The following is a 23,954-nucleotide window of genomic DNA, read 5'->3' as shown; positions in this document are numbered from 1 at the left end:
TTCAGTAACTAGGTACTTAAAATATACCATATATCCATTCAATTACCTGGAGTATTATTTATAAAACTGTGCAAACTTTAAGTATAAGCAGTAAAGATTACTATGAAAAGGAGTGTTGGTTATGGCACGTAACAGTAATAATTTAGTAGTCCCAGAAGCTAGGGAAGCTTTAAATAGGTTTAAAATGGAATCAGCCCAGGAGGTTGGGGTAAATTTAAAGAATGGCTACAATGGAGATTTAACTGCTAGAGAAGCTGGATCTGTAGGTGGAAATATGGTTAAGAAAATGATTCAAGCTTATGAACAAAATTTAAAATAAAATGCGATAAAAAGCCTGTACCTTTAAATAAGGGTTCAGGCTTTATTTGGAAATATAACATAGGTAGTTGAAATATTCAACATTTGATTTATTAAATAACCGAATAAAAAATAGTTATTTGCAAAATAATAATATAGGTGGTGGTAATATGAAAAACGGATTAATTACGGCAGCATTAGGAGCGGCAGTTACTACAGGAGCAGTTGCATTGAGAGCAGCAGATATAAGAAATAGGGGAATGCAAAGCAGGAATATCATTCCTATGGTAGAAACTGCTGCCTTAGGATTTGGTTTAGCTCATGTAGTTTTAGGTACTATTGATTTATTGCAAAGTAGAAGATGAACTAAAAGAGGCTGGTTTGTATTATACCAGCTTTTTTTAGTCTTATTATATTTTTAATAATTAGAGAAGCTGGTTTATAGGCGGAAATATGGTTGAGGCTTATGGTTTTGTTAAAAAACATATTGATTTTTGTAAAATTATTAAAAAACATATTGATTTATTATTAAAACAGTAGTAATATATAAAATATAATTCATATAAATAAGCTCATTGAAAATTCCAATCTCTCATAAGCAATATGTATTTTATGCATTAACTATTTAACAAAAGAAAAGGGGCACCTGTAATTCCAGTGTGTCTTTTTTCTTGCTTAAATATTTAATTCATTAGATTAAGGCTGTATTAAAAAATAAATATCGGGGATTTTCTATCCCCGATATGTGAAAAGTATTGAAAATATTGAAGGACAAAAATATTAATACAAAGACCTTTAATACGAGGAAAGTTTTTACGTAAATAGATTATGCAAAATTAGATTTATCATACATGGGAATTTAAAGAAAAAATCTAATGAAAGAATGTTAAAATATTTTAGCCAAAGTAAATCTTTGGTGCAATCAACAATTATTTTCAATAAGTATTTTGTCTATTTCAGATATATATAAGGTATGGTAATCTTTTTCTGGATACCATTGTTTATCTAAGCTATTGTCAATAAAACATTCTGAATTGAAATTTTGTGCGTATAATTTTTTACATATAATTACGAGATTTGCTTCTTTAATATAAGGAGTATTGTTCTTATAGTCAATTTTTAAATTGGAATTTGAAATTTTATCTTCATCTCTACCTGATGTAGTTCCTAAATAATTTAATTGCTTTTTAAAGCTGTTATCTAAAAAGGATAGAGAAAAAGTGCTTGAATTATCTACAAGCTCTTTAGTATAACGTTGGGGCCTTAGAACAATGTAGGTTACATTTTTACCAAACATAACACCAAAACCCCCCCAAGCTGCAGTCATTGTGTTTACTTTGTTGTCTTTTTCGGCAGTAATAAGCATCCAGTCTTTACCTATAAGTTTAAATGTATTTTTATTTAATTCCTCAGGTTTAATTTCATTGAACTTAGACATGGGTTATCCTCCTTTGAAATTTTTCTTAATTTGTAAATTGTATACTTTTGTATTATAACTTAAAAGTTTAATAAAATAAAGTATAAAATTTATTATAAAATGCTAACCAGCAGGATTTTTTTATTTATTGGAGAAATAAATATTAATACAATAGTTGTTGCTTTTTAGGGAAATGTAAATTCAGCATATATTGTTTAGTTGTAATAAATTATATACTACTTTTTTATTTAAAAATTTTAATAATGTTTCTAATAACTAGGAAGGAGAATATTTATGCTTGACGTGATAATTTATGTAGTAATTGGTATCGCCGCAGGTACTTTAAGTGGATTATTTGGAATTGGTGGTGGAATAGTTATAATTCCAGGGTTAATGTTTTTAAAAGGATTTTCTCAATTACAAGCCCAAGGAACCTCTCTTATTGCTATGCTTCCACCTGTTGGCATACTGGCATTTATGGAGTATTATAAAAAGGGGAACACTAATTTGGTTGCTGGTATAATCATTTGTATTTCCATGGTAATCAGTGCTAAATTCGGCGGTCAATTGGCAAATATGCTTTCAGTGAATATAATGAAAAAGTGTTTTGGAATATTTGTTATTTTAGTTGGAATAAAAATTGCCTTTGGGAAATAATTGACCTAATTTACTTTGCACTTTTATTCAAGGTGTATATTATATATTGAATAAATAGTAAATTTCTAAGAAAGAATAAAAAATATTGGAGAGGTATAATTTCCTCTCCTGTTATGTTTGCTATTGTTTGGATTATGTGGTTAATTCAATATTGTTATGGTACGATAGAGTAAAAATAATTTTTATGAGTTAGGTTATCCGCATTAGATTTATGAAATTCTGTACCCGGCTTGAGAGAAGATAATATTTGGTCATGTTCTTTTTGATGTATTTTAATTAAATTAATGTCTTCCTGCATTTTTTCTTGTAATCTTTGCATTTGTTCCTGATTGTTTAAAATTTGTTTTAGTATTTTATTAGTATCAGACACTTTATCACCCTCCATTAACTTTAATTGTTAAAATATAAATTAATTTATTGCACTTATTATATGTAATTATAATAAATAATATAGTTATGGAAAGTAAATATAGTATTTAAGTAGTACCGTAGTATAAAATCATATAAGCACTTAATGTGATATTTCCTTGATTTTTATAACAATGATATACATTTCCTCTAAAATTAATTGAATCCCCCTTGGATAGTATGTAATTTTTATTATCAATCTGCAAATCCATTGTTCCATCGCAAATCATTATATATTCTTCAATTCCCACAAGATGACCCTTTGATTCATAAGATGAACCCGGTTCTAGGATTTTATAATATATTTCTATTTTTTTTATGGGATCAAAATTAAATAATGAAATTATTTTAAATCCCGAATCATCAACAATGGTTTTTGCATCTTTGTTATAAACTATGGAAACTGGTGGTTTTTCTTCTGTTATTAAATCTGTAAAAGGAATTTTCAGACCATCTGCTATTTTCCATAGTACTGTGATAGTTGGATTTGTAATTCCCCTTTCTATTTCTCCCAACATGCTTATGCTTACACTTGTAATCTTTGAAAGGGCATCTAATGTCAGCTGTCTTTTTTTTCTAATGATTTTTAAATTTGTGCCAATTATTGACTTTATATCTTCCATAAATATCTCCTCAAATTAAAATTATGGTATATTGCAAAAAAATATTATTTATAATATAATTGTACTATAACATATTTTATTATATTATAACATAAAAAGCTGACAAAGGAGGTACTTACGTGAAAAAAGTAATTAAAGAAGCATTTCTAACTACAATACCAGTTATGTTAGGATACCTTTCAGTAGGAATAGCGTTTGGATTACTGTTTGAAAAGTCTGGATATAATTTTTTATGGGCAGTTTTTATGAGTATAGTGGTATATGCAGGATCTATGCAATTTATAGCTATTAATCTATTGGTAAGTGGCGTGGGGTTCATTCAAATAGCATTAATGACTTTGTTTGTAAACATTAGACATGTTTTTTACGGTCTGTCGTTTATAGATAGATTTAAAGACATGGGAAAGAAAAAGACCTATATGATTTTTTCACTTACCGATGAAACATACTCATTGTTGTGTTCTTCAAAGCCACCGGAGGGTGTTAATAACAATTTATTTTTCTTTTGTATTGCATTTTTCAATCAAATATATTGGATAGTTGGTACAATTATTGGCTCACTTGTAGGTTCACTGATAAAATTTAATACCAAGGGAATTGACTTTGCAATGACAGCTTTGTTTGTAGTTATTTTTATGGAACAGTGGTTTACATATAAAACTCATGTTCCAGCATTAATCGGTATTGCTTCCACTATTTTTTCCATTTTAATTTTTGGAGCTAATGACTTGATCTTTCCTTCTATGTTGATTATAGTTATGACTTTAACAATATTTCGAAAACAGATACATAAAGAGATTGGTGAGCATAATAAGGGAGGCCTAAATAATGAATGTTGATGCCAAATATACTTTAATTGCAATATTACTTATGGGGATTATCACTTTTGGGACAAGATTAATACCTTTCATTTTTTTTGGAAAAAACAAAATTACACCTAAATATATAGTGTATATAGGTAATTATTTACCTCCTGCAGTTATGTCTATGCTTATAATATATTGCTTAAGAAATATTAGTTTATGTGCATTTCCTTTTGGAATTCCAGAAGCAGTGGGAATCATTACAGTAGCAATTCTACATATATGGAAACGTAATAACTTAATTAGTATAATAAGTGGAACTATCGTATATATGATTGCTGTTCAGGTTATATTTGTATAATTTATTCCACTTTTTTAAAGTAATTAAATATTTTGCTTAGGTTAATATAATATGTATAAGGTATTATGAAAATTTATAATTAACTTGTAACTATTTATAAAGTATTCGTATATAATATAGTATACAAAAAAATGTAAGGTATGATTATACTAGTGAGGAACTTTTAGATAAAAAGCTCTGGTTGATTCCAGGGCTTTTATTATGCAACAATTTAATATAGCTATGCAATCTATGTATTTTTATGTGGTTTTTTACATAAATTATTTTTATATCCAGGTAAATTATACAAAATAAATATTTTGTATAATTTAATTATAATACATTCTGTAAAAACATGCAAACATTGTATAATAATTTGTTATTTTTGACTAAAATATAAATTATTTTGATAATATGCTACATATTTTTTGTAAAAGTGTATTATTATACCTAATAAAGTCTTTTATATATATATTAAATTATACAAAATATTTATTTTGTGTCAATTCATAATTAGTGAATTATGAATTTTTAAGAAATTACTACTTATAAACAGTAATATTTAAACATAGTTTCATGTTTTTAATATAAAAAAAATAAAAAGGATGTTAGTATGAATAAACTTTACAAATATGATTCTGAAAGAATGGAATGTGACGAAATTTATAAACGCGCATTAAATGGAGCAAATTATGCCATATGGGAATGGAATATGGATACTAGTGAAATATTTATCTCTGAAAAAACAAAAGAAATTATAGGGAACAATTTTTTAAATGTAAAAACTATGCCTGAATTTATTAATAGTATAGCTTATGAAGAAGATAAAGCACTAGCAATAAATGATTTATATGATTATATTAATGGAAAAAAATCTTTTTATCAAAGTACTTTCAGGATTAAAAATAAAAAACTGAAATGGGTTTTATTTAAAGGTAAAATATTAAAAACTGAAACTGAATGTTTTAGAGTATTTTCTGGGATAATGTCAGAAGTTAATCAACATAAATTAATAGAAAATTGGGATACACTTACTAATATTCCAAACAGAATATTTTTGTTGAAAAAACTTTATAATTCAATCAAAGTGGCTAAGTTCTGTAATAAAAAAGGAGTATTTATTTATATTAATATCGATAATTTTAGATCTTTAAATACTGCTTTTGGTCATAATTTTGGAGATTTAATTTTAATTATATTTACTCAAACAATTACTAGGCTGCTTAATAACAATGGCGAGATTGGAAGATTAGGAGGAGATGAATTTGGAATATTAATTCATGAGTTTAATACTATAAGAGATGTTAAGAAAATATGCCATAAAATTCATGAATGTTTAAAGAATCCTTTTAAAATAATGAACCACGAAATTTATATTACTATTAGTATGGGCTTAGTGGTTTTTCCACAACATAGTTCAGATATCTATGAATTATTAAAATTCTCTAATTTCGCAATGAATAATTCTAAGTATAAGGGAAAAAATCAATATACTTTTTTTCATAAGAAAATATTTGACATTTATTATAGAAAGATTTTAATTGAAAATGAACTAAAAGATTCTATTGATAATGATGAATTAGAAATTTATTATCAGCCACAAATTGATGTGTCAAATAATAGGATGGTAGGAATTGAATCACTTTTAAGGTGGAACAACAAGAAACTTGGCAGTATTCCTCCTGGTGAATTCATTCCCATTATAGAAAATAATGGATATATAATCAAGATAGGTAATTGGGTTTTAGATAAAGTAATATATACAATACATAAATGGAAAGAAAAAGGATATAAAATTGACAGGGTAGCTGTGAATATATCTCCTGTACAACTAAGAACAAAGGATTTTAAGGCTAATTTATTAAATATGTGTACAAAGTATAATATTTCTCCTTCTTTACTTGAATTGGAAATAACAGAAGGAACTTTACTGGAAATTTGTAAAGATAATATTAAAATATTTAATGAACTTATTGAAAGTAATATAAATATTGCACTTGACGATTTTGGAAGCAAGTATTCTTCCCTAAGTTATTTAGTTGCGCTGCCTATAAATACATTAAAGATAGATAAATTATTTGTTGATAATATACAAAATGAAAAAAATAAGATTGTAATTAAAAGTATGGCCGATTTATCAAGAGCTTTAAATTGCAAAATAATTATTGAGGGTGTGGAAACAAAAGAACAGGTAGATATACTTAATGATTTGGGATGTAATATAATTCAAGGCTATTATTTTAGTAAACCACTTTCAGAAAAAGAATTTGAAAATTTATTAACAAATAGCAGATAATGTACAAAGTAAAACGTACTTTCATACGAAATAACTATTATGGCTCATAGTAATTCTAAAAAAGTAAATAATGGTAATAATTTAAGGGGGTTATGTTAATGTTTAAGCTAAAGAAGTAAGAATACAAGCAATGTATTAAGTATTATTCTTTGCAAAATTTGAATTTTTAAATATGGAGGGAGATCTAATGAGTTTTTTTAAAAATATTAAAGTAAGGATAAAGCTACTAGTATCTTTTATAGTTGTAGCCATATTGGTCAGCGTAGTTGGTATTGTGGCAATGAGCGCATTAAAAACAGTAAATTCCAATTCTCAAAGTATGTATAATAATGAATTAACGGGTACATATATTTTGACAGATATGAATAAAAATTTAATTCAGTCTAAAAGTGATCTTGTAGAAATCATTTATGTAAGGGATACTTCTAAGAAAAATTATTTAAAAAATGACATTCAAGCTAATGTCAATAAAAATCAAAACGATATAACATCTTATGAGAAGCTTTCTAGAAATGATACACAAAAACAGATATGGAATACATATAAATCTCAGCTTGAAACATATAGGACTTTGAGAGCGGGTGTTATTAAACTTGTAGATGCAGGAAATTTTGATCAGGCCATTGAGCAATACCAGCAGATGACTGTCATAGGAGAATCAATGATGTCTAATCTAAACAAGCTTATAGATACAAATCTTAACCAGACAAAAACGTTTAATTCAAATAATTACTCAGTATATATGAAATCCAATAAAATTATGATAGCATTGATAATTATAGGGTTATTATTTGCTGTAGCTTTGGGATTAATTATATCAATTGATATAAACAATCCTTTAGTAAAAATAAAATCTTTTGCAGAGAGATTGTCTGTATATGACTTTTCTGATCCAATTTCCATAACAAGGAAAGATGAGTTTGGGGAAATAGGAAATGCTCTAAATACAGCACAAGAAAATGTAAACCATTTGCTTAAAACTGTTATACAAAACACCCAGGAGATGGGTGCATCCAGCCAGCAGCTTTACGCAACCGTAGAAGAAGTATCTGAAAAAATTAAAGATATAGATAGTGCAGTAAATAATATATATGGTGGAATCCAAGAAACAAGTGCAGCTTCAGAAGAGATAACGGCTTCTGTTGAAGAAGTAGATTCAAGTATCAATGAATTATCTGAAAAAGCTAACGAAGGAAGTAATAATGCAAACCAGTCTAAGGAAAGAGCTGTGGAAGTCCAGGAAAAGGGGAAAGTAGCACTTAAAGAAGTTAGGAGTTTATATGAAGAAAATAGAGAAAATATGTTACAGGCAATTAAGGATGGAAAGATAGTAGATAATATAAAAGTTATGGCAGATACTATTTTGGGCATAGCAGAACAGACAAATTTACTTGCACTGAATGCAGCTATAGAGGCAGCTAGAGCAGGGGAACAGGGTAGAGGATTTGCAGTAGTTGCAGAGGAAGTAGGAAAACTTGCTGAACAGTCCTCCCAGGCAGTAACGGGTATACAAGACACTATAATAAAAGTTCAGGAAGCATTTGACAATCTATCTGAAAATGGTGGTCAGGTATTAAAATTTATAAATGAAAGTGTGAATCCTCAATTCATAGAACTAGAAGCTATAGGAAACAAATATTATAATGATTCTGATTTTGTAAGTAAGATGTCAGAGGAAATAGCAGCTATGTCTGAAGAACTTACAGCCACAATAAATCAGGTAAGTGATGCAGTACAAAATATGACATCAACTGCTCAAACATCCAGCGAAAATATAGAAATAATAAAACAAGGGGTAAATGGAACTGCAAGAGAAATGGAACAGGTAGCATCTGCTGCACAAAATCAATCAGAACTTATGCAAAATCTCACTGGAATAGTACAAAAATTTAAAATATAATAATTAAGAGTTAGGGTAAGTTTAAAACTTGCCCTTTTTAAAGTATAAAAGTAATTGTTTAAAATGTGCAGTATATGATATAATTTTCAATACTGTTTTATTTTTAACTAAATATTTTATCAAACCATATCAACTATAAAAAGGGGGATGTTTTGTGCTTATTGGAACTATTGCAAATTTTTCGGCTATTGTTGTTGGAAGTTTAATCGGGCTTTTATTTAAGGGGGGTATATCTGAAAAAATAAGTACTACTATTATTCAGGGAGTATCACTTTGTATAATTTACATAGGAATATTAGGGGCCATTAAAGGCTCTAGTATTGTATTAGTTATAAGTTCTATAGTTATAGGAGGATTTGTAGGTGAGATTATAGATATTGACAATAAGATCGAAAGACTTGGCAATAAGATTGAAAGTAAATTTAAAAATAAAAACACAAAAATTTCAGAAGGATTTGTAACTGCCAGTCTCTTATTTTGTGTAGGATCAATGGCAATAGTAGGCTCTCTTGAGAGTGGACTTCAAGGAAATAATAAGATACTTTTTGCTAAATCTATGCTTGACGGAATAACATCAATCATTTTTTCTTCTTCACTGGGAATTGGCGTAATGATTTCTTCTATTTCAGTTCTGATTTATCAAGGAATTATAACTATTGCTGCATTTGGATTAAAAACAATCTTGATTCAGTCTGTTATCACTAATATGACAACGGTAGGAAGTCTTTTAATAATAGGCTTGGGTTTCAATTTATTGGGTATATTAAAAATAAAAATTGCTAATCTGCTTCCTGCTATATTTATTCCAATTTTCTATCAAGTCATTTTAAATTTAATTTGGTAATATTAAGTTTAATGAAATTATTTATAAAATATTAAGAAAGTAAATAGTTATTTAATTAATATGACACTAGATTGTCACAAATACTATGTAGAATATAATTAAACATAAAGCTTAAAATAAAAATAATGTTATACCCCTTAAAAACGCATTATTGCCTTGTAAGCACTGGTAAGTTCACCGGTGCTTATTTTTTTATTTAAAGTATAGTTTATAGTATGTATAAGCTAATTCTTAGGCCGTATAGTTTTTGTTCTTTTAGATTATACTATAATTGTTCAAATTCTATGTGAAAGGAGAGATTTATTATGGATACACCTAAAATGGAAGTTAAATGTGGTGTTGATTGCTGTAATTATTGGGAGGATAACTGTTGTCATGCTAATTCATTGGAAGTTAATCCAATGAGGGGTAAAAATCCTCATACCAGTGATGATACCTGTTGTACAACATTCAAACCACATAAACAAAAATAATAGCAGTGTAATGCTGTAAATGAACTCCAACCTAAATGGGTTGGAGTTATATTTTTATTCAATATTTTTATAGAGCGTGACTCCTTTTGTTGTGACAATTTTATATAAAATAATATCTGCAATTAAAAATACTATAATGATTAAAGGAAATGTTATAGAAAATATTATTTTAAATTTTATAGTAGAGAATATTACAATTCCACCGGCAAATGCTCCTGCAAGCATACTTATAATAACATTGAAATTTTGTTTTACTGCTCTTTGTTCATTATCCCAATTAAGCTTTGGATAATTAAGATCTATAAATATACCTAGAAAAATTGAAAATACAGTTCCTATAACTGATAAAAGTACAACTACAGCAACAAGAGGCAAAGGTGGTGTTATAATAATGGTGATTAGCAGAATTATAAGCATAATACCCGAAAAATTTATTATAAAAGCTGCCAGTGCTTTGGAAAGTAATTGCTTTTTATAGTTCATAGGAATAAATTTATTTACAAAAATATTTTTTCCTTCTCTTGAAATTGCAGTAGATGCAATAGGATTTATCATTGAAAGCATTATGGATATACCAAAAACTATAGATACTAAAATACCTAGTGTTACATTGTCTGATATTATAGTATTTAAATAGTTATGTGTGTGTTTCAGGTTTTTTAAAAGATCTTTTTGACTTATTATTGGAATAATAAAAAACAAGGGCCATATGAAATTCATAACTACACAATTCATAAAATATACAGGTGTTCTAAATAAAATATTCAATTCTTTAATGGTATAGGTCAGCATCTTAGATCTTTTAGTGGATTGTTTAGCTATTTCAGAAGAACTGAGTATTTTACGTTTTGCCTGAATTTGAGTCATTCCTATAACACCTTTTATATAAAAAGTTTCTGAAAAAACTACAAATAATACTAAAAAAGCTGCGATAATTAATAAGTATAAAATCATGTTTGATATTCCATTAATGGTGGTACTGTTTATAAGTGACTCTACAGCATATTTAATATTAATAAATAATTTGGAGGATGATTTTAATATGGAATTATTTCCTGAAGTAAGAAATTTAGCCATATCTTCACCGCTAGAAATTCCTTTCCCAAGTTTTTGTGATATTAAATTTATAGATACCACAAAAATTAAAATACACATTTGAGCTATTGTTTTAAAGCGGTCTTTATTTCTTGTAAATCCTGAAAATCTCATAATCAGTATAGTAATTAATGCAGCAATTATTAAAGGTATAATTGGTAAAGTGAAAAATATTATTATGCTGTATATATAATATAATAATCCTGCACTGCTTTTGATTCCAAAAGCCCCCATGACAGGTACAAGTATTATAAATTCAGTAAAGTACTCATATATTAAAACAATAGTAAATTTGGACATAAGAATTATCCATGGTTTAACAGGTAGTACCAAAAGATTGTCAATGTCAGAAGAAAAATAAAATACTGACATGATGAAAAATATGCCAAAGGCAAATATGATAGTACTTGAAATTGACATTGAAGCAGATAAAATAATACCTTCCAGGTGTAAGGGTTTCAAAAATCCGTAAGAAGATGTAGTTATTACTGCAAACATACTGGCAAGGGGCAGCAGTGAAATTATTAATATAACATAGAGCAGAAGGTGTTTTATTGTTTTTGAGAGAGTTCTTTTTTCGGCTTTTAAAAGACCTATTGAGTTATTTTTCAAGAATATCTTTGTAAGTGTAATATATTTATTCATTTTCTGTAAGCTCCAAAAACATACTTTCAAGGGATTGATTAACCTTAAAATGCTCTCTCATTTCATTAAGGGTACCGCTGAATAAAATTTTGCCCTTATTTATAATAGCAACTTTATCACAAATTTTTTCTGCTACTTCTAAAATGTGTGTTGAAAAAAATACTGTTTTTCCCATGTTTGTATGTTCTCTCATCATTTCTTTAAGTGTAAATGAAGCTTTGGGATCAAGTCCTGTCATTGGTTCGTCTAGTATCCAGATAGGAGGTTCATGAATCAATGCCCCCATTAAGACAATTTTTTGTCTCATCCCATGAGAATAGCTTTGAATTTTATCATCTAGTGTATCATATAAGCTAAGTCTTTCAGATAAATCTTTGATCCTTTCATTTCTCAAATCTGAAGGAACCTCATACATATCTGACATAAAATTCAAATATTCAATGCCCTTAAGTCTTAAAAACATATCAGGATTGTCAGGTACATATCCTAACTGCATTTTAGCTTTAATAGGTTCACTTTTGATACTTATGCCATTAAGTCGTATATCACCTTCATCAGGGTGCAATATACCTGTTATCATTTTTAGTGTTGTTGTTTTCCCTGCACCATTATGGCCCAGAAAACCAAATACTTCTCCATCATTTATAGTAAGATTCAAATTGTCTACAGCTTTTATTTTTTTATTGTAGCTTTTAGTTACATTAATTAATTCAATCATACTAAATATCCTTTCATTAAATAATCATATATCTTAATACTGGTACTTATATTATAACAACTATTTTAAGAAAATATATACAAAAAAGCTAAAAACTATTGACAGCTAAAAGGAAAAAATTTACAATATAGTAAACAAAGGGGGTAAGGTAAGGTATGGATGATAAATTAAAACAAAAGGTTAACCAATTCTTGCTAGGAAAGGGAGTTGCAGATATTAATATTTTAAGCATTCCTGAGGAGCTGCAAAAGTATAATGTAGACGAATTTAACTTCGATGAAGAAGAGGGGACTATTTTAGTTTTATCACCAGAATGGTTAGTGGAATTGAAACCAGAGGTTAAAAATGGAGTTATCGAAGGACTTACAGAAGTATTTTTAAGAGCATAGAAGTTATTCTATGCTCTTTTTATCCCAGCGCTACCATTGCTAATTCCCCCAGCTTCTTCAAAGTAGAGGGACAAGCGCTGCTGAGCGTCTGGATAAGTTCTTCCCCTAAAGGCACTAAGAATACTGTTAACAAGGTTCAGGTGGAGAAAGGCATTTCTCATGAGCAAACGCTACCTGAACCTAAGAATCACTTGGTATGTATTCATAGATTGATATAACTTTTTTGTAAAAATTAATACATTTATATATCTAAATGAATATATTATAATAGAGTGAAAGAGGGGAGGAATGGGTTTGAAGAGGACGTATGTTTTAGATACCAATGTTATTCTCTATTCACCTGGAGCTATATTGGCTTTTGGCGATAATGATGTGGTTATACCTGAGGTTGTATTGGAAGAATTAGATGATTTTAAAAAAGATAAGAATGATCTGGGAGCTAATGCAAGACATGCGGCTAGATTAATAGATCATTTCAGAAAAAAAGGCAAACTTAATACAGGAGTGGATTTGCCAGGTGGTGGAAAACTTAGAGTTGAAATGAATCATTATGACACGCAAATACCATTGGCCTGGGATAGAAGTAAACCAGACAACAGAATAATACAGGTATGCAAAGGACTTAAAGAACAAGGAGAAAATATTTGTTTGATAACTAAAGATATTTTCGAAAGAATTAAAGGCGATATAATAAATATAGATGTAGAGGATTTTTATGAGAAAGTTGTACCAGAAGATGATAGCCAATATACAGGAAGAATAGATGTTTATACCTCTAAGGAAAATATAACAAATTTTTATAAAGACAAGTATCTGGAGATAGATGAGGTTACCTGTTATGATGAGAATACTGAAAAGTATTTTTTCCCAACCTTTTATGTTAATGAATTTGTTATAATGCATTGTCTTGAAAATCCTAAGCAAACTGCCCTGGGAAGATTCGATGGTAAAAAAATTGTCTCACTTCATTTTAAAGATAGTACTCCGCTGGGAATAACTCCTAAAAATGTAGGGCAAAAATTTATGCTGGAAGCTCTGCTTACAGATGCGGATAAGGCACCACTGGTAATAATAAAAGGACCTGCGGGAACAGCAAAAACTCTGTTTTCATTGGCAGTAGGTCTTCATAATTTAATAGAAGAAGATAAAGGAAAGTACAGAAAAATGTTGATTTGTAGACCTAATGTTACTATGGATGAGGACATAGGTTTTTTACCAGGCACAGAGCAGGAAAAGATATCCCCCTTTATGAGACCGATTTTGGATAATTTAGAAGTGTTAGTTGATTCAGATGAAAAGGAAAGATATAAAAATGAAAAAGAATTGGAAGATAAGATAAATGAATTATTTGATAGAAGAATTATAACTACAGAAGCAGTTGGATATTTGAGAGGGCGTTCTATTGTTAAAAATTGGCTTATAATTGATGAAGCACAAAATTTAACTCCCAAGCAGGTAAAAGCTATTATAACTAGAGTTGGAATTGGGACTAAACTGTTATTAGTAGGGGACCCCGAACAAATAGACCAAGCCTTTTTGGACTCAAGATCTAATGGATTATGTTATGCATCGGAAAAAATGAAAGGAAGTAGTCTGTGTTATCAAATTACTTTAAAGCATGATGAATGTGAAAGATCTCCTCTGGCATATGAAGCTTCTAAAAAATTATAAATTATATTGGTTTTCAATAAAATTATACTATTATGAAGATACTAATTATATGTTTGTGCTAAAAGTTGCGTAACATATAAATTAGTATCTTTTTTGATTGTTTTTTACAAAGTTTTTATTGTGTATGAAACTATTTCTATTTAAAACTTTTATCATTTATTGTACAATATTGAAGAGTATAATTTTAATTTAGATATATAATTTTAGAAAGGAAGAGTTCTAACATATGAAAAAGAAGAAAACAGGAGGTAGAAAAAATAAGCCATTTTGGAAGCTTATACTTTGTTTTTTGGCCTTTGAATTTATATTTACAGGGATGACAGCTCCGTTTTTGGTGTTTTATGGACCTTTTGAGAATGTGAAAAGGACAATAGTAGGTGCTGCCATGACAACTTTAACTCATCAGTATATTGCAAAGATATTTTTGTCAGATAATGAAATAAAAAAGATATTAAGTGAAAACACAATGGAACAAATACAACAAAATGATTCAGGTACTTTAGAATTTAAAAATAAACATGATAGTAGTATAGATATGGAAGAAGTAGATGGTGGCAAAAAGTTTAAGGGATATATGCTTATAATACATGATCCCACTAGGGTTAAAGTTGGCTATAGTAAGAAATTAGGTGTAGCAGGAGAACTTACAAGTAAAATTGCAAAAGATAATAGTGCTGTGGCAGCTATAAATGGAGGGGGATTTACAGATAGTTCCTCCAAGGATAGTGAATGGACGGGTACAGGAGGTAAACCTACAGGTATACTTATGAGTAAGGGAAATATTATCTCTGATGATATAAGCAATGATGATCAGAAAACGCAAGTAATGGCAATTACAAACAAAGGCCAGCTTCTTGTAGGAAATCATAGCATAAATGAAATGAAAGAAAAAGGTGTTACAGAAGCCATATCTTTTGGACCTGCCCTGGTGGTAAATGGGAAAGGTACTATAAAGTCTGGTGATGGTGGTTGGGGCATAGCACCTAGAACTGCTATAGGACAAAGAGAAGATGGAGCTATGTTATTTCTTGTTATAGATGGAAGACAAACTAAAAGTATAGGGGCTTCCCTAAAAGATGTTCAAAATATAATGCTTCAATATGGTGCTGTAAATGCCATAAATTTAGATGGAGGTTCTTCTTCTACTATGTACTATGAAGGAGAAGTGGTAAATAATCCTTGTGATCCTTTAGGAGAAAGATCAATACCCTCTATTATTTATGTAGAGACTTAAAAGTGTTATAGATGACTATTAAAAGGGGAGTTAAGATGAAAATTTTTAAAAGAACTATTATTTGGGTTGTTGTATCATTGATAATACAATTTGCAGGACTGCTTTATATAAATAATTATTTTTTATCTTCCCAAACAGAGATAAAGACTAAAAAAATTGTAAAAAGTGAGCCTAAAAAATCAGATGTTGTTATAAAAATTCCAGAAGATGCTAAAAATATTACTGTATCCTTCGATGGCAGATATTTGGCATATTGCCAGGAAAATGTTTTAAAAGTAGTAGATTCAAGAACTGGTGATGAAAAAACTTTAGAGTTTGAAAATGGAGTTCAAGTATCTTTTTATAAATGGCTTCAGGATAGAAATAGAATACTTATTGTTGAAAAAGAAGATTCTCAAGGGAATTCAAAATTTCAGTTATCTTATTATGAGGTAGATAAGGATATAAAAGAAGATGTAAAGGAATTGGATTGGTCGGATAAGGGAGCTAAAATTGATGACATACAGGAATCTCATCTCACTAATGTAATATATGTTAAAATGGAGAGTAAAGGGATGCGAACTACTCTATATAGGTTGGATATAAATAAAGATATAGAAAAAACACCTGTAAATTCTTATATAATAGGCAAAATGGGAATTTTATATCTTCAGGATAAATTGGTATATGAAGACAGAGTATATAACAAGATATATGTTACAGATGAAGATAAACCCCTTACCATTCAAGGAATTGAAAATAATCCAGTATGGATAGGAGTAGATGAAAATGACAGAATATATATAGGAGATGAAAAAGATGGTAAAATATCAAATATATATTGTGGAAGTATAGACTATGATGAATATGATTATAAAAACATAAATTTAAATCAATCTGTAAATAAAGAGGATGTATTTGTAATGCCTTCAGGAAAAATATACATAAATGACAACCTGAGAGGCATTGTTCAAGAAGTTGGAAGTGGAAAACAGTATACATATAAGGGAAACTTTATAAAGATATATGAAGGAGGAATTGCATCCATAAGTAATGGAGAATTAGAGAAAACACCAATCAATTAGTTGAAAAGAAGGGATGAAATTATTTGAATGAAGGAATGCTATTAGAAAAAATACTGATTATACCGGCTATACTTATAGGACTTACCTTTCATGAATTTGCACATGCTGTAGTAGCCGATAGATTAGGAGATAAGACTCCTAGATTTCAGGGTAGGCTCACTTTAAATCCATTTGTACATGTGGATATCATAGGCTTTATAATGATACTGTTAGTAGGATTTGGATGGGCCAAACCTGTTGAGATAAACCCAAGTGCTTTTAAAAACAGGAATAAAGATGATTTAAAAGTTTCCATTGCAGGACCTCTGGCTAATTTGATAGTAGCTTTTTTGGCAGCTATTCTAACAGTATTAATATATAGATTTGGATTATTATCTATGGAATCTACTTCAATTTCTAATATAGTAATTAAAATTATTTTATATATTATAAACATAAATTGTATGCTGGCTGTGTTTAATTTAATGCCTATACCTGGATTGGATGGATTTCACATATTAAGAGATTTATTTCCTTCCCTGTTTTATAGAATATCTGGTACTATATACAGATATCAGTTAATTATATTGGTATTGTTTGTAGCCACACCTTTGGTAACATATTTAGTAGGTATTCCATCTCACGCACTATACAATATGTTTATTAATATAGCCAACAGCATATTTTAATAAGTGATTTTACAAGTAGTTAAATCAATAAGAAAATTTTGATGTAAATAGTCCTATAAAACTTCCTTGATATTCGGGAAGTTTTATTTTTCATTAGGAGATACGTAATAGTTATTTATTTCCTCAAAAATACATTGGACTCCACTTCCCCAGTTTACATCTTCAGCATATTTTTTTCCTATCCACATAAAAGGGTTGTTTTCTTCAGGTCTGTTTTCAGATAAGTTTATAATTGTATTGGCTGCTATTCTCGAGGAATCATTTATGTTAGTATTATATTCTTGCCAGCTGTGGTATACGTTAAAAGGATTATTAGCTATTTTGTATGCGTTAGGTGTATCTACAGGTACAAAGTTTTGTTCTTGTCCCGTTATGGCGAATAGTAGAATAGGATTTAAATTAAATTCTTTTGCAGTGTTCATTATAGTAGAAAAATAAGGATCATTGCATAAAAGTGAATTACGGTTATTTAAAAAAGCCTTTAACTTATAAGTATCTACTCTTTGATATTTTAAATATTGGGGAAGATATTTATTTGGATAATTTTTTCCATAATTCTCTGAAATTACGTCTTCAATAAAACTTTTTATATATATGCTATTTTTTTTAGAAAGTTGAATAAGAGAAAGAGAAGTCTTTAAAATATTTTTTCCGTAAAGTAATTGTACTGATATTCCAGAAATTAATATAATAATTATTATGATAAAAGTTAAAAATTTTTTATTTAACTTAAAATTCTTTGTAATTTTAAGTGGTTTAACAGGCATGGTTATACTATTATTTAAATTCATGTATATATCTGAATAGGAAGTATTAATATCAATGCTCCCAACTGGTGTTTTAGCATCCTGTACTAGAGTGGTTTCTGCTTTTCTTGTATATATGTTTAAATCATTTTCTTGAATTTTGTTTTTTATATTTGCATTTACCCATTTAAGAATTTCTTTTTTAGAGTTTTGTTTTAAAGATTGATTTTTCATGCAGCAGTTAAATACATCATACATGAAAATGGAAGTTTTATTTTGAGAAAAGGTATTTTTTAAGATATCTATTCTTATAGCCTGTCTGTATTTTTTCGGAAATTCTTTTAAATTTGAATCTAAAATATGGTGTATAGTATTGGAAAGCATTTGTGCTCTTTCCTTTGAAGTAGCTTCGGAGTACTTTTTATTAATGTAGTCTTTAAGAATTTTTATATCATCAGCGGCAAGAATTTTTTTATTTTTTAGTTCTTCTACAAAGTATCTCATGATTTTCACAACCTGAATGTAAATTAATATGATATAAGTACTTATAATTATCGTAAATTGTAGAAAAAGCTTTAATAATGTATAAATAATTTTGAAATAGTCATTGACAATTTCTATTTATGGATAGATAATTTGGTTTGTGTTAGTCATTTTCAGATATCTAAATGAGGGAAAGGAATTTGTAAATTATGAGACTGAGAAAAAAATGGTGGGCTAGACCTGAGATGGAAGCCAGTGACTTAACAGTAATAAATCCATGGGAATGTAAGGGGAAATGGAAGGATGAATTTAAAAATAATGGAGAAATATATTTGGAATTGGGGTGTGGAAGAGGCAAGTTCTTATGTACACAAGCCCTAGATAATAAAAATATAAATTACATAGGCATTGATTTAAAGGATGAAGTTTTAATTTATGCATTGAAAAAGGCAGTAGAAGCCGAGCTTGGAAATATAAGAATAATACCCATGAATATATCAAGAATTGAAGGGATTTTTGATAAAAATGAAGTAAGCAGGATATACATAAATTTTTGTAATCCATGGCCTAAGAGAAGACAGAAAAAGAGAAGGCTTACCCATACTTCATTTTTAAGCATGTATAAAAAATTTTTAAAACCTCAAAGTGAAATATGGTTTAAAACAGATGATATAAATCTTTTTGAAGAATCCCAGGAATATTTTGTAGAAAGCGGATTTGATATAGAGTACCTTACTTATGATTTACATAACAGCAGTTTTGATAAAAATATAGTTACAGAGTATGAAGAGAAGTTTACCTCCCTAGGAATGAAAACTATGTTTTTAATAGCTAGGTTGTCATAATGACTGGATTCTATTATGTAATATTTTGAATTTAAAATTATTTTTTATAGAAATAAACATTTTTGTAGGGTATAATTAATTTACTATAAAAGTGTTATTTTAATATTGTGATTGGTTGATATTCAAAATATTGTAAATCAAGCTAAAAAGAGTAGGAACATGAGGGATTGTAGTTTTAGGAGGATATATTATGGCAAATTTCTATGCTGTTAAAGCAGGAAGAAAACCGGGAGTGTATAATACCTGGGCTCAATGTGAAGAACAAATAAAAGGTTTTTCAGGGGCTAAATATAAAAAGTTTACTGATCGTAAAGAAGCTGAAATATTCGCAGGGCTATTAGAAGATAAGAATAATGACAGTGAAAATATGTATGATGAAAATATTACTCCAGAATGTGATACTCTTTATGCTTATGTAGATGGTTCTTTTAATAATGAGGAAAACGTAGCAGGTTATGGCTTGGTTTTGGTACAAAATGATCAGGTTATTTTTAAAGATTTGGGAGCATTTAGGAGCATGGAGATGAATGAGAGCAAAAATGTTTTTGGAGAAATACGAGGAGCATTGAAAGCTGTGGAACTGGCTCTTGCAAATGATTTTAAAGAAATAACCATAGTTTATGATTACATGGGAATTGAATGCTGGGCTAAAGGTGAGTGGAAGGCTAATAAGGTGTTAACAAAGGATTACAAGGAATTTATGCAGAAATATATGAAGAAAATAAATATAAGCTTCAAGAAAGTCAAAGCCCACTCTGGAGAAGATAAATATAATGATATGGCTGATTTCTTGGCTAAGAAGGCAGTAGGTATTAAAGATTAGTATTTGTACAATAGGTGATATATATTAAGAATTTAGACAAGCTTATAAGTGTCATGGGAGAGATTGAGGGGGGATATTTTGGAATATTTATTAAAAACCACACAACAACAGGAATTTATGGATATAACAGGGCTTGTACAGGAAACTGTAAAAAAAAATAACCTAAAAAATGGCACAGTAGTAGTTTTTGTTCCTCATACTACTGCAGGAGTAACAATAAATGAGAATGCTGATCCTGATGTTGTAACGGATATTTTATCTGGATTAAATAAAGCATTTCCGGAACGGAACGGATACCTACATATTGAAGGAAACTCCCATGCTCATATAAAGGCATCACTAATGGGTGCTTCGTGCAATATTATTATTGAAAATGGAAAATTGAAATTAGGAACTTGGCAAAGCATTTATTTTTGTGAATTTGATGGCCCTAGAGATAGAAAGGTATATATAAAAGCATTAAGACACATATAAGCAAATGTTTAAATTAAAAGAAAAGTTCCCATAGAGTAGACAAAAAAGTCTATTCTATAGGATGTTCTTATTCAAAATCTATACCTGCCAACTTAATTAAATATTGAGCATTTCTGGTGGTAGATACTCCTTCTCGAATTTTATAGTCAAATTTTAATTCATTATTGGAATAGTATTCTTGAAAGTGGTAATTTTTAATTCTAGGGTATTCCTGCTGTAAACTGCATAATTCTAAGTCATGGGTAGAGATAAGTCCTGATGCCCCTTGGCGTCCTAGTTGTTTTATTAATGCTCTAGCCCCTTCATGTCTGTCAATAGAATTAGTTCCTTTGAATAATTCATCTAAGAGAAAAAATATTTTTTTATTTTTTCTCGCATTTTCAACAATCATCTTTATTCTCAATATTTCAGCATAAAAAGAAGAAATATTATTTTCTAGGTCATCTCTTGTTCGCATACAGGTGAAAATCTCCATTAATGAACATTCAAATTTTTTTGCACATACCGGAGCACCAATATAACTTAGTACTAAATTTATACCTACAGTTCTCAAAAAGGTACTTTTGCCGGACATATTGGAGCCTGTTATTAATAAAATATTTTGTTTAGTATCTATTGTGATATTATTACATACCTTTGCATTATCTAAAAGAGGATGACCTAAGTCACCGGCTTTTATTATAAAATTTCTATTTGAGATTAAAGGCATAGCCCAATTTGGATTGTCATAAATAATATTTGAAATACTATTTAATGCTTCAAATTGTCCTATGATGTTAAACCATTTTTCTAAATTTTTTCCTGAAGCAGTCCTCCATTTTTCAAATGCTATCATACATTGATAATCCCATAAAAACAGCATATTAAGTATTATAGATAACATATTTTTTCTATCAGATACTTTATTGTATATACTAGAAAATTTTTTTATTGCTTTTACAGCAGATGCGTCTTTAGAAACTAATAAATCATTTTTTAACTGATTTAGATAGCTGCTTTTAAAATCTTTTTTTTCAATTAAATCTAATAATCTAGAATATGTAAATATACTATTTTTGTATTTATAAAGACTGCTAAATGCAGCATTTCTTTTTCTTACACCTATAAACAAAAGGACTAATTGAAGGATTAGCATAAAATAGGGTAACCTGAAATTTACCAAAGAAGTAAAATAGGACAAAATCATTAGTAGTAATGTTAAAGAAGGCAATAATTTAACTAGTAAAATAAGCAAGGGTTTTATATACAATTCATTCCTATCCTTTCCCCACTCATACAATTCTTTTGGGTCAATAGGTTTATAGGAGATAACCATGCCTTCTGCTTCAAATAACTGACGCCATTTTAAATCTACAGCCAATTCCTGCAATGATTGTTGTGTCATATTTATATCCGAAGGAGTTTTCAATGGGTTTGTAAGTCTGCTTTTTAATATTTCTCTTCCCATAAATGTCTTGCTGCCGTTAATCCATTGAAATAGAGAGCTTTGCCCGAATATATCTAAATCCTCTGAATAACAATGTTCTTTGTGTCTAAATTCATCTCCATCATCCTGAAAGTTTTTCCACTGTCCATTCAGTCTTTTTAAGGCTGCTTCATTTATATTCTTTAAAGCTACAGAATATTTTTTTTGTTTTATTTCTTTGTTGTATTGAATAACTAAGTAAATAAAAATGGCCAGCGAAAAAATAAAAATTATTATACTTATTAAATAATTTTTAATGTCAAATGTATAATATGTAACGCTGACACCAATTATTAAAGTAAAAAGTCTTAAATATTGTATAATTGTTATAGATTTGTTTTGCTCTTCAATTAAATTTTTGTAAGTTTCCAGGTTACTGGTGTAATTGTTATATGGATTATTCAAATACTCTCCTCCAATCGTTTTTTAATATTATATTTTCTGCACAATATTAAAAGTTACACATTAATGTAACTTCATAGAAATATTATACAATAAATTCAATTATAAAAAAAGAATAGTCTAGTTTTTTACTAGACTAAAGCACTGTCTAAAGCGTCTATATATTTATAGAGTATTCTTTTGAGATCCAGTATATTTTTCATTTCATAATATCCAGACTTTTTGTAGATGTAGTTTACTGCAGTAATGGCTCCCACAGCAAAAGCTTGTCTTGAAAAAGATTCATGACTTATTTCTATTTTATCATATTCTCCAACAATAAGAACGTCGTGTTTTCCAACTACACCGCCAGCACGTACAACGTTAATAGGGATGGTTCTATTATATACGCCTGCAGATTGAAGTCCATTTTTTATTTCAGCGGATAACTTTAAAGCAGTACCTGAAGGTGAATCCTTTTTGTTTTTGTGGTGAATTTCGGTAATTTGAAAATCATATCCATTTAATATGCTTGCGGCAATATTACTTAAAAGCATTACTACGTTAACTCCTAAGGTAATATTTGGAGCATACACTATACCATTATTAAATTTATAAGCCATATCTTGAAGTTTGTCGATATCTTCTTTAGTAAAACCTGTAGTGCCTATAACCATATTTACTTTCATCTTTGATGCTACTAAAGCATTCTCTATGGTTGATGCCGGATTTGAAAAATCTACAATTACATCTGGTTTGGTTTTAAAAATAATAGATTGTAGTTGGCTGGAATTATTTATTTTCACATCTGTTTTATAATTTACAAGTAATTCTCCTAGGTTCATTCCTTCTTTTGTACTTTTAGGACTGCATATTGCCGATACAATTTTCATATTATTTTGTTCAGAAATTCCTCTGGCTATGTATTGTCCTGTTTTGCCTAAGCCTATTAATCCTACTTTAATCATGTTAATTACCTCCTTGTGATAGTTTAGGATAGGAATACTATCCCCATTTGAAATAAGCTGAAATATACTTTTATTTCATATCAACAACTTAATTATATAATAAAAGTTGTTACTTGTCACTAACAACTAATTATATTTTGTTTATCCGAAGGCTACCATTGCTAACACCCCCATCGCACTCTGTGAAAGCGATTCACACAAAATTAAAAATTTTGGTTCTCTGCTTT

At 28.8% G+C, this 23,954-nt stretch carries 25 protein-coding genes; 17 read left to right on the top strand and 8 right to left on the bottom strand.

Going from position 1 to position 23,954, the window contains the following annotated elements; all coding sequences use genetic code 11:
* Positions 1-121: 121 nt before the first annotated feature.
* Both ACJDU8_RS21335 and ACJDU8_RS21330 read left to right on the top strand, forming a co-directional pair.
* On the top strand, positions 122-319 hold the full coding sequence (locus ACJDU8_RS21335) for an alpha/beta-type small acid-soluble spore protein (protein WP_406794197.1): 198 nt from the start codon (positions 122-124) through the stop codon (positions 317-319).
* Positions 320-467: 148 nt separating this feature from the next.
* Positions 468-662 carry an asparagine synthase gene (locus ACJDU8_RS21330; protein WP_406794196.1) on the top strand — a complete coding sequence of 65 codons (195 nt, stop codon included), beginning with the start codon at positions 468-470 and terminating at the stop codon, positions 660-662.
* Positions 663-1,219: 557 nt separating this feature from the next.
* Here the strand turns inward: ACJDU8_RS21330 and ACJDU8_RS21325 are convergent.
* Positions 1,220-1,735 carry a flavin reductase gene (locus ACJDU8_RS21325; protein ID WP_406794195.1) on the bottom strand — a complete coding sequence of 172 codons (516 nt, stop codon included), beginning with the start codon at positions 1,733-1,735 and terminating at the stop codon, positions 1,220-1,222.
* A 273-nt stretch (positions 1,736-2,008) separates the two neighbouring features.
* Between ACJDU8_RS21325 and ACJDU8_RS21320 the strand changes: the two genes are divergently transcribed.
* Positions 2,009-2,371: a TSUP family transporter gene (locus ACJDU8_RS21320; RefSeq protein WP_406794194.1), complete on the top strand. Its 363-nt coding sequence runs from the start codon at positions 2,009-2,011 to the stop codon at positions 2,369-2,371.
* Positions 2,372-2,525: 154 nt separating this feature from the next.
* On the opposite strand, the gene ACJDU8_RS21315 is transcribed toward ACJDU8_RS21320, so the two are convergent.
* Together ACJDU8_RS21315 and ACJDU8_RS21310 are read right to left on the bottom strand one after the other, a co-directional pair.
* Positions 2,526-2,741 (bottom strand): hypothetical protein, encoded by a 216-nt coding sequence (locus ACJDU8_RS21315; protein WP_406794193.1) that lies wholly within the window; start codon positions 2,739-2,741, stop codon positions 2,526-2,528.
* A gap of 106 nt (positions 2,742-2,847) precedes the next feature.
* On the bottom strand, positions 2,848-3,402 hold the full coding sequence (locus ACJDU8_RS21310) for a helix-turn-helix domain-containing protein (protein WP_406794192.1): 555 nt from the start codon (positions 3,400-3,402) through the stop codon (positions 2,848-2,850).
* A 119-nt stretch (positions 3,403-3,521) separates the two neighbouring features.
* Between ACJDU8_RS21310 and ACJDU8_RS21305 the strand changes: the two genes are divergently transcribed.
* The 6 genes from ACJDU8_RS21305 to ACJDU8_RS21280 all read left to right on the top strand — a co-directional run bounded on the left by ACJDU8_RS21305 (position 3,522) and on the right by ACJDU8_RS21280 (position 10,058).
* A complete protein-coding gene (locus tag ACJDU8_RS21305) occupies positions 3,522-4,241 on the top strand; it encodes an AzlC family ABC transporter permease (protein ID WP_406794191.1) in 720 nt (239 codons plus the stop codon).
* Positions 4,231-4,566 (top strand): branched-chain amino acid transporter permease, encoded by a 336-nt coding sequence (locus tag ACJDU8_RS21300; RefSeq protein ID WP_406794190.1) that lies wholly within the window; start codon positions 4,231-4,233, stop codon positions 4,564-4,566. Before ACJDU8_RS21305 ends, ACJDU8_RS21300 begins: the two co-directional genes overlap by 11 nt.
* A gap of 592 nt (positions 4,567-5,158) precedes the next feature.
* On the top strand, positions 5,159-6,841 hold the full coding sequence (locus ACJDU8_RS21295; protein WP_406794189.1) for a putative bifunctional diguanylate cyclase/phosphodiesterase: 1,683 nt from the start codon (positions 5,159-5,161) through the stop codon (positions 6,839-6,841).
* Between the two features lie 187 nt (positions 6,842-7,028).
* Positions 7,029-8,741, top strand: coding sequence for a methyl-accepting chemotaxis protein (locus tag ACJDU8_RS21290; protein WP_406794188.1), 1,713 nt, complete (start codon positions 7,029-7,031; stop codon positions 8,739-8,741).
* Between the two features lie 154 nt (positions 8,742-8,895).
* Complete coding sequence (locus ACJDU8_RS21285; protein ID WP_406794187.1) at positions 8,896-9,585, top strand: DUF554 domain-containing protein; 690 nt, start codon at positions 8,896-8,898, stop codon at positions 9,583-9,585.
* 305 nt (positions 9,586-9,890) lie between these two features.
* A complete protein-coding gene (locus ACJDU8_RS21280) occupies positions 9,891-10,058 on the top strand; it encodes a DUF1540 domain-containing protein (protein WP_406794186.1) in 168 nt (55 codons plus the stop codon).
* Positions 10,059-10,112: 54 nt separating this feature from the next.
* On the opposite strand, the gene ACJDU8_RS21275 is transcribed toward ACJDU8_RS21280, so the two are convergent.
* Together ACJDU8_RS21275 and ACJDU8_RS21270 are read right to left on the bottom strand one after the other, a co-directional pair.
* Positions 10,113-11,798: a transporter gene (locus tag ACJDU8_RS21275; protein WP_406794185.1), complete on the bottom strand. Its 1,686-nt coding sequence runs from the start codon at positions 11,796-11,798 to the stop codon at positions 10,113-10,115.
* Positions 11,791-12,516, bottom strand: a complete 726-nt coding sequence (locus ACJDU8_RS21270; protein ID WP_406794184.1) for an ABC transporter ATP-binding protein — start codon at positions 12,514-12,516, stop codon at positions 11,791-11,793. The genes ACJDU8_RS21275 and ACJDU8_RS21270 overlap by 8 nt, the downstream gene beginning before the upstream one ends.
* A gap of 155 nt (positions 12,517-12,671) precedes the next feature.
* On the opposite strand from ACJDU8_RS21270, the gene ACJDU8_RS21265 reads away from it, so the two are divergent.
* The 5 genes from ACJDU8_RS21265 to ACJDU8_RS21245 all read left to right on the top strand — a co-directional run bounded on the left by ACJDU8_RS21265 (position 12,672) and on the right by ACJDU8_RS21245 (position 17,542).
* Positions 12,672-12,905, top strand: a complete 234-nt coding sequence (locus ACJDU8_RS21265) for a hypothetical protein (RefSeq protein ID WP_406794183.1) — start codon at positions 12,672-12,674, stop codon at positions 12,903-12,905.
* A gap of 294 nt (positions 12,906-13,199) precedes the next feature.
* A complete protein-coding gene (locus ACJDU8_RS21260; RefSeq protein WP_406794182.1) occupies positions 13,200-14,576 on the top strand; it encodes a PhoH family protein in 1,377 nt (458 codons plus the stop codon).
* 226 nt (positions 14,577-14,802) lie between these two features.
* Positions 14,803-15,810 carry a phosphodiester glycosidase family protein gene (locus tag ACJDU8_RS21255; protein WP_406794181.1) on the top strand — a complete coding sequence of 336 codons (1,008 nt, stop codon included), beginning with the start codon at positions 14,803-14,805 and terminating at the stop codon, positions 15,808-15,810.
* A gap of 35 nt (positions 15,811-15,845) precedes the next feature.
* Positions 15,846-16,874, top strand: a complete 1,029-nt coding sequence (locus ACJDU8_RS21250; protein WP_406794180.1) for a hypothetical protein — start codon at positions 15,846-15,848, stop codon at positions 16,872-16,874.
* A 35-nt stretch (positions 16,875-16,909) separates the two neighbouring features.
* A complete protein-coding gene (locus tag ACJDU8_RS21245) occupies positions 16,910-17,542 on the top strand; it encodes a site-2 protease family protein (protein ID WP_406794203.1) in 633 nt (210 codons plus the stop codon).
* 83 nt (positions 17,543-17,625) lie between these two features.
* Here the strand turns inward: ACJDU8_RS21245 and ACJDU8_RS21240 are convergent, their stop codons facing one another.
* On the bottom strand, positions 17,626-18,792 hold the full coding sequence (locus ACJDU8_RS21240) for a hypothetical protein (protein ID WP_406794179.1): 1,167 nt from the start codon (positions 18,790-18,792) through the stop codon (positions 17,626-17,628).
* A gap of 188 nt (positions 18,793-18,980) precedes the next feature.
* Here ACJDU8_RS21240 and trmB point away from each other — a divergent pair, with 188 nt between their 5' ends.
* The 3 genes from trmB to ACJDU8_RS21225 all read left to right on the top strand — a co-directional run bounded on the left by trmB (position 18,981) and on the right by ACJDU8_RS21225 (position 20,913).
* Entirely contained in the window at positions 18,981-19,616 is a 636-nt protein-coding gene (trmB, locus tag ACJDU8_RS21235; RefSeq protein WP_406794178.1) for a tRNA (guanosine(46)-N7)-methyltransferase TrmB, read from the top strand.
* 190 nt (positions 19,617-19,806) lie between these two features.
* Positions 19,807-20,439: a ribonuclease H1 domain-containing protein gene (locus tag ACJDU8_RS21230; protein ID WP_406794177.1), complete on the top strand. Its 633-nt coding sequence runs from the start codon at positions 19,807-19,809 to the stop codon at positions 20,437-20,439.
* Positions 20,440-20,517: 78 nt separating this feature from the next.
* Entirely contained in the window at positions 20,518-20,913 is a 396-nt protein-coding gene (locus tag ACJDU8_RS21225; protein WP_406794176.1) for a secondary thiamine-phosphate synthase enzyme YjbQ, read from the top strand.
* Between the two features lie 67 nt (positions 20,914-20,980).
* Here the strand turns inward: ACJDU8_RS21225 and ACJDU8_RS21220 are convergent, their stop codons facing one another.
* Both ACJDU8_RS21220 and dapB read right to left on the bottom strand, forming a co-directional pair.
* Complete coding sequence (locus ACJDU8_RS21220; RefSeq protein WP_406794175.1) at positions 20,981-22,783, bottom strand: MutS family DNA mismatch repair protein; 1,803 nt, start codon at positions 22,781-22,783, stop codon at positions 20,981-20,983.
* 128 nt (positions 22,784-22,911) lie between these two features.
* Positions 22,912-23,727, bottom strand: a complete 816-nt coding sequence (dapB, locus tag ACJDU8_RS21215; RefSeq protein WP_406794174.1) for a 4-hydroxy-tetrahydrodipicolinate reductase — start codon at positions 23,725-23,727, stop codon at positions 22,912-22,914.
* Positions 23,728-23,954 lie beyond the last annotated feature (227 nt).

The organism is Candidatus Clostridium eludens (assembly GCF_045310515.1).
In the GTDB taxonomy this organism is placed as follows: Bacteria; Bacillota; Clostridia; order Clostridiales; family Clostridiaceae; genus Clostridium_B; species Clostridium_B eludens.
Note: the sequence above shows the minus strand (reverse complement) of the source record. Positions and strands in the feature narration are given on the sequence as shown.